Annotated in this window: 6 protein-coding genes; 2 read left to right on the top strand and 4 right to left on the bottom strand. The window is 72.2% G+C overall.

The window, feature by feature from the left end; translation table 11 throughout:
* The coding region (locus ACJ9NR_RS40485) for a type I polyketide synthase (RefSeq protein WP_412512792.1) at positions 1 to 2,170 on the top strand (2,170 nt) is incomplete at its 5' end.
* A 190-nt stretch (positions 2,171 to 2,360) separates the two neighbouring features.
* Here ACJ9NR_RS40485 and ACJ9NR_RS40480 read toward each other — a convergent pair.
* From ACJ9NR_RS40480 to ACJ9NR_RS40465, 4 genes are read right to left on the bottom strand one after another with little or no spacing between them, the layout of a single operon-like run.
* A complete protein-coding gene (locus ACJ9NR_RS40480) occupies positions 2,361 to 3,506 on the bottom strand; it encodes a cytochrome P450 (RefSeq protein ID WP_412494782.1) in 1,146 nt (381 codons plus the stop codon).
* Between the two features lie 7 nt (positions 3,507 to 3,513).
* Positions 3,514 to 3,810 carry a ferredoxin gene (locus ACJ9NR_RS40475; protein ID WP_412494783.1) on the bottom strand — a complete coding sequence of 99 codons (297 nt, stop codon included), beginning with the start codon at positions 3,808 to 3,810 and terminating at the stop codon, positions 3,514 to 3,516.
* Between the two features lie 29 nt (positions 3,811 to 3,839).
* The gene (locus ACJ9NR_RS40470; RefSeq protein ID WP_412494784.1) at positions 3,840 to 5,096 is read right to left on the bottom strand and encodes a cytochrome P450; all 1,257 of its coding nucleotides are present in this window, start codon (positions 5,094 to 5,096) and stop codon (positions 3,840 to 3,842) included.
* Between the two features lie 55 nt (positions 5,097 to 5,151).
* The gene (locus tag ACJ9NR_RS40465) at positions 5,152 to 5,730 is read right to left on the bottom strand and encodes a chorismate--pyruvate lyase family protein (protein ID WP_412494786.1); all 579 of its coding nucleotides are present in this window, start codon (positions 5,728 to 5,730) and stop codon (positions 5,152 to 5,154) included.
* Positions 5,731 to 5,987: 257 nt separating this feature from the next.
* On the opposite strand from ACJ9NR_RS40465, the gene ACJ9NR_RS40460 reads away from it, so the two are divergent.
* Entirely contained in the window at positions 5,988 to 12,203 is a 6,216-nt protein-coding gene (locus ACJ9NR_RS40460) for an SDR family NAD(P)-dependent oxidoreductase (RefSeq protein WP_412494787.1), read from the top strand.
* The last annotated feature ends 200 nt before the right edge of the window (positions 12,204 to 12,403 follow it).

Here is a 12,403-nt window from a genome sequence, read left to right as displayed (position 1 = left end):
CGCGGACCGCTTCGGCCTGCACCCGGCCCTGCTCGACTCCGCTCTCCACGCGCTGCTGCTCACGCGGGACGCCGGTGAGGGGCAGCGGCTGCCGTTCGCCTGGGACGGAGTCGGCCTGCACGCCTCCGGCGCATCGGCGCTGCGCGTCCGCCTGACCGACACCGGCACCGACCAGGTCGCCATCGAAGCGGCCGACCTCGGCGGTCAGCCCGTACTGTCCGTCCGAACGCTTCGCGACCGCCCGCAGGACGGAACCTTCCACGGACCCGCCGCGTCCGGCGAAACCGCCGCCGACTCGCTCTTCCTTCCGCGCTGGCTGCCCAGGGACGCCGAGCCGGCCACGACCCCGCAGACGGTGGGCGTGCTCGGCGAAGGGCTGTCCGGGCTGCGCGGCGTCGACGGCCTCACCGTAGTGCGGGGTGACGATCTCGGCACGCTCGCCGGCCTCGATCCCGTCCCGGACACGGTGCTGGTCGATGTCCGTGGAACCGAAGCCGCCGGGGGGCGGGAGGTCCGTTCCGTCACCGCCCGTGTGCTGGAGCTCGTCCACGCCTGGCTGGCCGACGAGCGCCTGGCCGTGTCCCGGCTCGTGGCGGTCACCCGCGGAGCCGCCGGGCCGGGTGGACCGACCGATCTCGCGGCATCCGCCGTATGGGGACTGCTGCGCACCGCGCAGTCCGAGCACCCCGGCCGCTTCGGGCTGCTCGACGTCGAGTCCGACCAGGACGTGGCCGTCGGGCTCGCTCTGCCGGCCGACGAGCCGCAGGTCGTGGTGCGCGGTGGCATCCCGCTCGTGGGACGTCTTGCCCGGATGCCTGCCGGTGACAGTGACCCGGCGACAGCGCGGGCGTGGGATCCCGAGGGCACAGTGCTGGTCACCGGGGACGTGGCCGGGCTGGCGGGTGCGCTCGTCCGGCATCTCGTCGTCGATCGCGGGCAACGCCACGTGGTCCTGGCGGCCCGCAGCGACGCGGACCGCGAGGTACTCGAGCAGGAGGCCGCGGCCCACGGCGCCGAGGTCGCGGTGGCGGTGTGCGACCTTGCCGACGCGGCGGCGGTGCGCGCACTCGTCAGCGAGCTCGAGCGGCCGCTGACGGCGGTCGTGTACGCCGAGGAGGCCTTCGACGACGACAGCGGTCTGATCAGCGGGCTGAGCGCCGAGCGCCTGGCGACCGTTCTGGCGCCGAAGGTGGAAGGCGCGTGGAACCTTCACGAGGCGACGCTGGACCAGCCGTTGGCCGCGTTCGTGCTGTACTCGTCCATCACCGGGATCATCGGCGTGCCCGGCCGGGCGGGTCACGCGGCCGCCGACACCTACCTCGACGCGCTGGCCGCGTACCGGCAGGAGACCCTCCGACTGCCCGGGGTCTCGATCGCGTGGGGTCCCTGGGAGGACCTCGGGAGGTCCGCCGACGCGGCCGACGCCCGGACCGGCCCGTTCGCGCGGATCGATGTCGACAGGGGCCTCGCCATGTTCGACGCCGCCACGGACGCCACCCATGCGTCGCTCGTCGCCATCGCCCTGCGAACCCCGCGATCCAGCGGCGGTCTGGACAGCGTGCCCGCGATGTTCCGCGACCTGATCGGCGCGCGGCGCCGGTCCGCCGCGGGGATCACCCGCACCGCGGCGGACACCGCACAGCAGATCGCCGCGATGCCCCCGCAGAACCGGATACGTCACCTCACCGACCTGGTCCGCACCCAGGCTGCCGCGGTCCTCGGCCACAACACGCCCGACCGCGTCCGGACCGACCGGGAGTTCAAGCAGTTCGGCTTCGACTCGCTCACCGCCGTCGAGCTGCGCAATCGGCTGATGGCGGCCACCGGCCTGCGGCGGCTGCCCGCGACCCTCGTCTTCGACTACGCCACGCCTGGCAGGCTCGCCGAATACCTGCTGGACGAGCTGTGCCCGCAGGGCGCGGACGACACGGGCCCGTCGGTCCTCACCGAACTCGACCGTCTCGAGTCCGTCATGGCGGCGGCCGAGCTGGACGAAGTGAACCGGGTCGGGATCGCGACCCGGCTGCGGCAGCTGCTCGACCGGTGCAGCCTGGCCGCGGGCGGGCAGAACGGCGCCGAGAGCACATCGGAGGCGGACCGGATCCAGGCCGCGACCACCGAGGAGATCTTCGCCTTGATCGACGACGAACTCGGCAGGCGCAGCAACTGACCCCTCCCGGCAGAAGCGGCCGGCGCCGCCTCCCGTGAAAGGAGGCGGCGCCGGCCGCTCATGGACGTCGGGACAGGTGGAGAACGGGAAGAAGAGGCCCTGCCGGCACGCGTACCAACCGGGCACCACCAGGCGTACCAACCGGGCGCCACCAGGCGTACCAACCAGGCACCGCCAGGTGAGCCGGGCGCTACCAGGTGAGTTCGAGCCGCTCGGGAAGGCCGCCGGTCAGCGGCCCGCTCCTCGGATCGACCGGGGCAGCCGGCCGCAGGTTCGGCATCCGGGTCAGCAGCTCCTCGAAGACCACGGCGAGGAGCATGCGCGCCAGGGGGGCGCCCAGACAGGTCCAGACGCCGTAGCTGAAGGTCAGGTGCCGGTTCGGCGACCGCGCCGGGTCCAGCGTCGTCGCATCGGCGAACGCCGCTTCGTCGAAGTTCGCCGAGGTCAGGTCGAGCAGGACCAGGTCGCCCTCGCCGATCGTGACTCCGGCCATCTCGATGTCCTCGCGCGCGTACCGCGGCAGGCTCAGACTCCCGGACAGCCGCAGCAGCTCCTCCACGGCGGACGGCACCAGCGCCGGATCGGCTGCCAGCGCGCTGCGCTGCTCGGCGTGTTCGGCCAGCAGCAGCACACCGTAGGCGATCTGCTTGCTCGTCGCGCCCACACCGGCGAACTGCATCAGCATCAACGCCTGGACCACCTGCTCGTCGGGCGTGTCGGTCTGGCAGAGCCGTGCGACGACACCGTCGTCCGGGCGGAAGCGCTTGACCATGATGAGCCGTCGAAGATACGTCGCGAGCGCGGTGTCCCCGCTCGCGCTGCGCCGCATGAACTCCACGCACTGCCCGACCTCGCTGTCCGGAACTCCGAACAGGTCGCACAGCACCCGGCGGATCAGCGGCTCGGAGAAGTCCGTACGCAGCTCGGTCGGCGGACCCTTGGCGATCAGCACGTCGACCTGCTCGGCGGCGTAACGCCGCACGCGCGGGCGCATGGCGAGCATCCGCCGCGTGGTGAACTGCGGCTTGATCAGGTTGCGGATGCCGTGGTGCATCGTGTCGGCCTGGGTGTGGTCGGCGGACATGACCTGGTCGTAGGTCGGATCTCCGGCGTACCGCGCGCGCAGGCCGGGCCTGGGGTGCGAGCGGCCGAGCCGCTCGTCCCGCAGCAGGTCCCGCACCTGCGCGTAGCCGGTCACCAGCCATGCCTGGTCGCCGGCCGGCGTGCGGACGCGGCGCACGGCCGGGCCCTCGGTCGCCTGCCGCCGACGCGGACACACACGCCGTTCGACCGGCAGGTCCGAGGCCATCAGCCCCGGGTGTTCCACTGCGGTCATGGCCTGCTCAGCCCTCCACCCGGTCCCCGGCCATCCGGTCCCCGGCCACCCGGTCCCCGGCCACCCGGTCCTCGGCCATCCGGTCCCCGGCCAACCGATCCTCGGCCACCCGGTCCTCGACCAGGGAGAGCGCCCCGGAGGGGCACCGGTCGACCGCCGAGCGGACCAGCGCGAACCGGCCGGCTTCCGGCGCCTCGTCGACCACGATGACGATCGCGTCCTCGTCCTGGTCGAAGAACTCCGGCGCGGAGTACACGCACTGGCCCGCGCCCACGCACTTGTCCGTATCGCTGACGATATGCATCCCTTGACTCCTCGAGATTGAGCGGCCGGTCACCAGGCGACCGGCAGGCTGCGCACGCCGAACACCGTCCCGTCGTACTTGTACGGGACCTCCTCGGGCGGGCAGGCCAGCCGCAGCGTGGGGATGCGCGCGAACAGAGTGTCGAACACGCACTCCATCTCGACGCGCACAAGGTTCTGGCCGAGGCATTGGTGCACGCCGTAGCCGAAGCCGACGTGCCCGCGGGCCGAGCGGCCGGGGCAGAACCGGTCCGGATCGTCGAACACGGCGCCGTCGTGGTTCGCCGAGCCGAGCAGCGGGACGATGCCCTCGCCGGCGTGCAGCACCCGGCCACCGACGTCGACGTCCTCGAGCACGGTGCGCATCGCCACCAGGTCGGCGACCGAATGGAACCGGATCAACTCGTCCACGATGCCCTCGCCGCCGATCCACTCGGGATGGCGCAGCAGCGTCAGGATCCCGAGCGAGATGTTGTTCGCCGTCGTCTCGTGCCCGGCGATCAGCAGCAGCATCACGACGCCGGACAGCTCCCGCGGTGCCAGAACGCCGGTCGCCAGGATCCGGCTGATCAGGTCGTCGCCGGGCCACTTCTGCTTGATGGTGATGAGCCGGTGGATGTGCCGCAGCAACTGCTGCGCCGCCTCGGTGCGTTCCTCGTCGGTGCTGTTCCCGAGGTTCACCAGGATCTGGGTACGCGACTCGTAGAAGTCGCGGTCCGAGAGCGGAACGCCGAGGATCGTCGCGATGATCCGGGACGGCACGGCCACGGAGAACGCGGAGACGAGGTCCGCCTCACCGCCGTGTTCGAGCAACGCGGTGACGCATTCGTCCACCGTCTGCTGGATCACCGGGCGCCAGCCCCGGATCCGGCGGACCGAGAACTCCGGGATCAGCACCTTGCGATAGCGGTCGTGCTCAGGCGGGTCGAGGCCGACGAACCAGCCCGGGATCTGATCCTGGGTCGGCACGCCCCCGGTAAGGGCCACACGCGGGAAGCCCGGGTTGGCCGGGTTGGCGCTGATCCGCTCGTCGGTCAGCACCGTGCGCACGTCCTCGTATCCGGAGACGAGCCAGACCGGCTGCCCGTTCGGCAGATGGCTGCGCACCGGGCAGCCGCGCTCGCGGAGATCCGCGTACTGCCGTGGCGGGAACGGCTGCCCGGCCAGCCGCGCCGGGAAGTCCACGACGTCGACGTCCGCCCTGGTGTCCGCCCTGGTGTCCGCCCCGGTGTCCGTCTCGGCGTCGGGGTGGACGTCGTTCTGAGTCTTGGTGTGCTGACCGATCATGTATCCGGACCCCTTCGTCCGCTCTCGTCCTCGTGCGGTCTCACGGTGCACGCGGTCAGTCGGCGGCGACGGCCGCGGCCGTCCGCGACCGGAAGCACTGCGCGCTGAAGATCTCCTCGATGTGCACCGCCGGGCTGCCGCCGATGCAGATGACGTAGCGCCGGCGCGGCTCCTGGCGGCCGTGCCCGTCCGGAAGGTCGATGGAGAGGATCTCCCGGAAGGACTCGATCCGGTTGCGCCGCAGCAGTCGGCCGAGCGGTTCCCCGGTGGTCATCAGACTCGTGTGGATCCGCTCGGGCAGCGCCTGAGGGCAGAACAGCGAGGTGGCCCGGACGTACACGGTGCCGGTCTCGGTTCCGATCAGCTGTGTCGTGCGGGTGGTCAGGCTGCCGGGCGGATGGGGCAGCGCGGCGGCGGCGAGCGGGTCCACCGGGGCGCTGCGATGGGCGAGCGCGGAGGTCGTGATGCCCTCTCCGACGATCTGTTCGAGCAGGATGGTGACCGTTCCGTCGGTGGTCAGCAGGATCCGCTCGATCAGCCCGGGCCCGCCGACGGCCGCCGTCTCGTACGGCGCCGAGCCCGCGGCCGGGTCACGGGAAGTGCGGGTGCTCAACTGGTTCTGCGCGACTTCCATGGTCCCCTCGAATCGTTCGAGCGGACCCCGGTGCCATCGCGGCTGCCGTCGTCCGCATGCTGTCAGCGGCCATTAGCCCACCGCAGAACTAGGGCTTTCCCTCGTCTGCCGGACCTGGTCGGGGCGCGTCGGCGCCACGCGCGAACACTGGGGATTTTCGTCAACGCCGCGCCGCAGACTCCGTGGCTGGACCGATCCCACTGCCGCCGCTCGACCGTCGGCTCTCTGCCGGATTGCACACCGAAAGGCGCTGATTCATGTCCGAGGACGCCAAGCTCGTCGAGTATCTCAAGTGGGTCACGGCCGACCTGCGGCAGACCAAGGACCGGCTGCGCGAGGTCGAGGCGGGCCGACAGGCACCGATCGCCATCGTCGGCATGGCCTGCCGGCTGCCCGGCGGGGTCCGCACCCCTGAGGATTTGTGGGCACTGCTCGTCGAGGGCCGCGGCGGCATCACGCCGTTCCCCGCCGACCGGGGCTGGAACCTCGACGCCTCGGGCTCCGGCGAACTCGGCGACATCGCGACCGGTTACGGCGGATTCATCGACGAGGTCGGCGAGTTCGACGCCGGGTTCTTCGGTATTTCGCCGCGTGAGGCGGTGGCGATGGATCCGCAGCAGCGCCTGCTGCTGGAGGCGTCGTGGGAGGCGTTCGAGCGTTCGGGCATCGACCCGCTCACCCTGCGCGGCAGCCGGACCGGCGTGTTCGTCGGCGTCTCCGGCGTCGACTACTCGAACCTGGTGCTCACCGCCGAGGACGACGTGCAGGGCCACGCGATGACCGGTCTGAGCCCGAGCGTCCTGTCCGGCCGAGTGTCGTACTCGTTCGGGCTCGAGGGCCCGGCGGTGACGGTGGACACGGCGTGTTCCTCGTCGCTGGTGGCACTCCACCTGGCCGCGCAGGCACTGCGCAGTGGCGAGTGCACACTGGCCCTGGCCGGCGGCGCCACCGTGATGGCCACGCCGATGAGCTTCGCGGGCTTCTCCCGTCAGGGCGGACTGGCCGCCGACGGCCGGTGCAAGTCGTACTCGGACGCCGCGGACGGCACCGGCTGGTCCGAGGGCCTGGGCGTCGTCGTGGTCGAGCGGTTGTCCGATGCGGTGGCGAACGGGCATCCGGTGCTGGCGGTGGTGCGGGGCTCGGCGGTGAATCAGGACGGTGCGTCGAACGGTTTGACGGCGCCGAACGGACCGTCGCAGCAGCGGGTGATCCGGCAGGCGCTGGCAGGGGCCGGGCTCAGCCCGGTGGACGTGGACGTGGTGGAGGGCCACGGGACGGGCACGCCGCTCGGTGATCCGATCGAGGCGCAGGCGTTGCTGGCCACGTACGGGCAGGGCCGGCAGGAGCCGCTTCTTCTCGGGAGTGTGAAGTCGAACATCGGTCACACGCAGGCGGCCGCGGGTGTTGCGGGTGTGATCAAGATGGTGCAGGCGATGCGGCACGGTGTGGTGCCGGCGACGCTGTACGTGGACGAGCTGTCCTCGCAGGTGGACTGGTCGTCGGGTGCGATCGACGTGGTGAGTGAGGGGCGTGCGTGGCCCGAGGTGGGACGGGTGCGTCGGGCGGGTGTGTCGTCGTTCGGGATCAGCGGGACGAATGCGCACGTGATCCTGGAGCAGGCCCCTGATACGGAGGCCCCTGGTAGGGAGGCTCCAGATACGGAGGCCCCTGACACGGGAGCTCCCGATACGGAACCTTCTGATTCCAAGGTTGCTGATGCGGATGCCTCTGATGCGAGGGGACTGAAGCCGGGCGAGGGCGTGTCGGGTCCGGTGCCGTGGGTGGTGTCGGCCCGGTCCTGGTCGGCACTGGATGCCTTCGCGGCACAGGTCGGTGCGGTGCGCGGTTCATCGACGGTGGATGTGGGGTTCTCGCTGGCGGTTGGACGGTCGGGGCTGCCGCATCGGGCGGTGCTGATCCCGGAGGGCGACGCGGTCCGCGAGGTGGTGCGCGGGATCGCGGGGGACGGCGATACCGCCTTCCTCTTCCCGGGTCAGGGCTCGCAGCGGTTGGGGATGGGACGGGGGTTGTATGCGCGGTTCCCGGTGTTCGCGCGGGCTCTGGATGAGGTGCTTGCCTGTCTGGATCCCGGGGTGCGGGATGTGATGTGGGGTGCGGAGGCGGACGCGGATGAGGTGTTGAACGAGACGGGGTGGGCGCAGCCGGCGTTGTTCGCGGTGGAGGTGGCGCTGTTCCGGTTGGTGGAGTCGTTCGGGGTGCGTCCGGATGCGGTGGTGGGTCATTCGGTGGGGGAGGTCGCGGCGGCGTATGTGGCGGGTGTCCTGTCGCTGGGGGATGCGTGTGCGTTGGTGTCGGCGCGTGGGCGGTTGATGCAGGGGTTGCCGGCGGGTGGGGCGATGGTGGCGGTGCGTGCCTCGGAGGGCGAGGTGTCGCCGCTGCTGGGCGCCGGGGCGTCTCTCGGGGCCGTGAATGGTGAGCGGTCGGTGGTGGTGTCAGGTGAGGCGTCGGCGGTGGAGGCCGTGGTCGGGCACTTCCCGGACCGGCGGTCGCGGCGGCTGCGGGTCTCGCACGCCTTCCACTCGCCGCTGATGGAGCCGATGCTGGAGGATTTCCGGTCGGTGGTGGCGGGGTTGACGTTCCGTCAGCCCGTGTTGTCGGTGGTGTCGTCGCTGTCGGTGGACGCGGATATGAGTGACCCGGGGTATTGGGTGCGGCAGGTGCGTGAGCCGGTGCGGTTCGCCGACGCCGTCGACCGGCTGCGCGGCGCGGGCGTGACCCGCTTCGTGGAGACAGGACCGGGCGCTGCGCTGTCGGGCCTGGTGGGCCAGAGCCAGGGCGACGACGAGCGGAGCGTGACGGCCACTCCGTTGCGTCGGGGTGAGGATGAGCCGGCTGGTCTGCTGGCCGCGCTGGCCGCGCTGTATGTGAGCGGTGCCGGGGTGGAGTGGGGGGAGTGGTTCGCGGGCACCGGCGCGCGCCGCGTCGACCTGCCGACCTACCCCTTCCAACGCGAGCGCTACTGGCCGCGGAGCAGAGCGACCTCCGGCGCGGGCATGGCGTCGGCCGGGATGGACGTCGTCGGGCATCCGCTGCTCGGCGCGGCGGTCGAACTGGCCGACAGCGGAGAGGTCGTGCTCACCGGCCGACTCGCCCTGGACGCCGAGCCATGGCTGGAGGATCACGCGATCGGCGGTACGGCCTTCTTTCCGGGGACCGGATTCCTCGAGCTGGCCCTGCGCGCATCGGACGAGGTCGGTTGCGGCGGCGTCGACGAACTCACCATCGGCAGCCCACTGGTTCTGAGCCGGGACACGCCGACCCTCGTGCAGCTGAAGGTCGGACCGGCCGACGAGAGCGGGAAGCGGCCGCTGCGCATCTTCAGCCGGCCCGCGGACGACCCCGACGCGCCGTGGACCGAGTACGCGGTCGGCGCCCTGGCCGCCACCGGGCCCGCGCAGCTGCCGGTGGACCTGGACGCGCTCGACGCGCAGGCGTGGCCACCGACCGACACGACATCGGTCGACCCGGCCGAGCTCTACGCGGCGACGGCCATCGACTACGGTCCCTCCTTCCTCGGCGTCCAGGGAATCCGGCGGCGGCCGGACGAGGCGCTCGTCGAGGTCGAACTCCCCACCGACGCGGGTGCCGACGCCCGGTCGTACGGCATGCACCCGGCCCTGCTCGACGCCGTGCTGCAGGCGGTCAACTACGCGGACGTCGGGACGCCGGGCGTGACCCGGGTGCCCTTCCTGTTCAGCGGTGTGACGCTGCACGCGTCCGGCGCGACCAGAGTGCGGGCACTCATCCGGAACCTCGGCGACGCGAGCGCCGAGGTGACGGCCGTCGACCCGGCCGGCCGCCTGGTCATGCACGTACGGTCCCTGACACTGCGTACGCCGTCGATGGCGCAGGCGGACGCGTCCGGCCAGGGCGCGCTGCTCCGACTGGACTGGCTTCCGCTCGCCGACGCCGAGCCGACCGCGAACACGACCGCGAACACGACCGCGAACACGACCGCGTCCGCGCCGGCCGGATGCGTGGTGCTCGGCCACGACCGGTGGGGCGTCGGCGCCTCGGTGGCGTCGCTGGACGAGCTGACCGGCACGGAGACCGCCGTGCTGTTCGCCGTCTCCGACCTGCTCGGGGACGCGGACGGGGCTGACGAGCAGCCGCAGGCGATGCACGCGACGGCCGCCGGCGCACTGGACGTGCTGCAGCGTTGGCTCACCGCCGACCGGCTTCTCGGCGTGCCGCTGATCCTGCTGACCGAGAACGCGCTCACGGGCGTCGATCTGGCCGGCGCGGCTGTCTGGGGTCTCGGCCGCTCCGCCCAGGCCGAACACCCCGGCCGCCTCGTCCTCGCCGACCTCCAGGGCGAATCCGCCGGGCCGCTGCCGCTCGCGCAGCTGCTCGCCGCCCGGGACGAAGAGCAGTTCGTCATCGCCGACGGCGGCGTGCTCGTCGGCCGATTCGCCCGCGCCACCACCGATGAGGCCTCGGCAACCGCGACCCGCGTGTGGGACCCGGACGGGACGGTCCTGATCACCGGCGCCACCGGCGGGGTCGGCGCGCTGCTGGCCCGCCACCTGGTCACCGCGCGCGGTGTCCAGCACCTGAATCTCGTCAGCCGGCGCGGCCCGGATGCGCCGGGCGTCGCCGAACTGCGCGACGAACTGGCCGGGGCCGGTGCGACGGTCACCGTCTCGGCGTGCGACGTCGCCGACCCCGACGCCACGGCGGCCCTGGTCGCGTCGATACCCGCCGAGCATCCGCTGACCGCGGTGATCCATGCCGCCGGCGTCCTCGACGACGGCGTCCTCACCTCGCTCACCGCGGACCGCCTCGACGTCGTCCTGGCGCCCAAGGCCGACGGCGCCTGGAACCTGCATGAGGCGACCAAAGGCGTCGACCTGGCAGCGTTCATCGTGTTCTCCTCCGTCGGCGCCGTCACCGGCTCGCCCGGACAGGCCAACTACGCGGCCGCGAACCTCGTACTCAACGCACTGGCAAACCGCCGGGCGGCCGGCGGGCTGGCCGGCCAGAGCATCGCGTGGCCGGCCTGGGACCTGTCGGACGGCATGGCCGGCAGCGCCTCGGGCGACGTCGGGCGTCGGCTGGCCGGTACCGCCGGTCAGGCGCTCGCCCCCGCTCAGGCGCTGGCGCTGTTCGACGTGGCCGTGTCCACCGCCGATCCGTACGTCGTGCCGCAGGGTCGGCCGCCCGGCCGCGGCCGGATGCCCGCGCTGATTCCGCCGCTGTTCCGCAACCTGGTCAAGGGCGCCCGCCGACGCGCGGCAACCGCCGGGGCCGATCGGGCGGGCGGAGCGACGCTCAAGCAGCGGCTCGCCGCGATGGATCCGGAGCAGCAGCTCCAGGCCGTTCTCGAGCTCGTACACGCCGAGTCGGCCGCAGTGCTCGGGGTGGCCTCCGCGGAGCAGCTGGACCGCGACAAGCAGTTCATGGAACTCGGCTTCGACTCGCTGACCTCGGTGGAGCTGCGCAACCGGCTGGCCGAGGCGACCGGCCTCCAACTTCCGGCCACATTGATCTTCGACACCGAGAACCCGACGGCACTGGCCGAGCGACTGCTCGCCGGGCTGTCCGTCACCGGCACCCCGGCCGACGCCGTCCCCGCCGAGCAGGAGCCCGATTCGCTCGAAGTGATGTTCCTCGACGCGCTCTCGGCCGGCGGCAGGGACAACGAGATCAGGACCATGATCAAGGCGGTGGCCGCCATCCGGCCCAGCGTCGAGGTGACGGCCGAGCTGCCGGACCTGCCGTGGCCGGTCACGCTCGCCGAAGGGCCCGCCGAGCCGGCGCTGATCTGCGTGAGCACCCCGACGGCCAACGCCGGCCCGCAGCAGTACGCCGCGCTGGCCGCGCACTGGCGGGGCGTGCGGAAGGTCAGCGCTCTGCCGCTGCTCGGGTTCACGCCCGGCGAACACCTGCCGGCCAACCCGGAGGTCGCGGTCAAGTCCATCGCGGAGAGTGCGCTGCGCGCCGCCGACGGCCGTCCGTTCGTGCTGATGGGCCACTCCTCGGCCGGCTCGCTCGCCTACACGACCGCCGGGACGATGGAGACGACCTGGGGCATCCGGCCGCAGGCCGTGGTCATGCTGGACACACTGAGCTTCGCGCACGCCGAGGGCGAGGGCATCGACTACACCGCGCTGATGCGGATGAACTTCACGCAGACAACGAGCAACCCGATCCGGCTGACCAACTCGAGACTCTCCGCGATGGGCCGCTGGATGGCGCTGCTGCAAACCATGGAGATCACCCCGACCAGCGCACCGGTGCTGTTCATCCGGGCCACCAAGCCCTTCTTCGAGGGGCAGTTCGAGCCCGGCGCGGACCCGGCGCCACCGGTGGTCGAGGCCGCCGCGCTGCGCCTGGTCGACGCGCACCACGTCTCCCTCGCCCGGGAGGACTCGGCGGCCACGGCGCGGATCGTCGAGGACTGGCTCGCCACCGAACTCGCCCCGGCCCTGGCGGGCCCCGCCGGACCCTAGACCCTGTCGTCGAGCTCCCCCGGCCCGGCGACGCCCGGCACGCCCTCCGGGCGGACGACGGGAGTCCGAAGGGAATTTCGACGGGAGTCCGACGGGAGTCCGACGACGGGCCCCAGCGCCGTGACCGAAAAGGTTCGCGCGATTTTCCGGGCCGCGCTTTCCGGTCACAGCGCACCGGCTGAGCGTCGCCACCGCACCGC

It is taken from the genome of Streptomyces sediminimaris, from assembly GCF_047049295.1.
Classification (GTDB): domain Bacteria; phylum Actinomycetota; class Actinomycetes; order Streptomycetales; family Streptomycetaceae; genus Streptomyces; species Streptomyces sediminimaris.
This window is presented reverse-complemented; position numbering and strand designations above follow the sequence as displayed.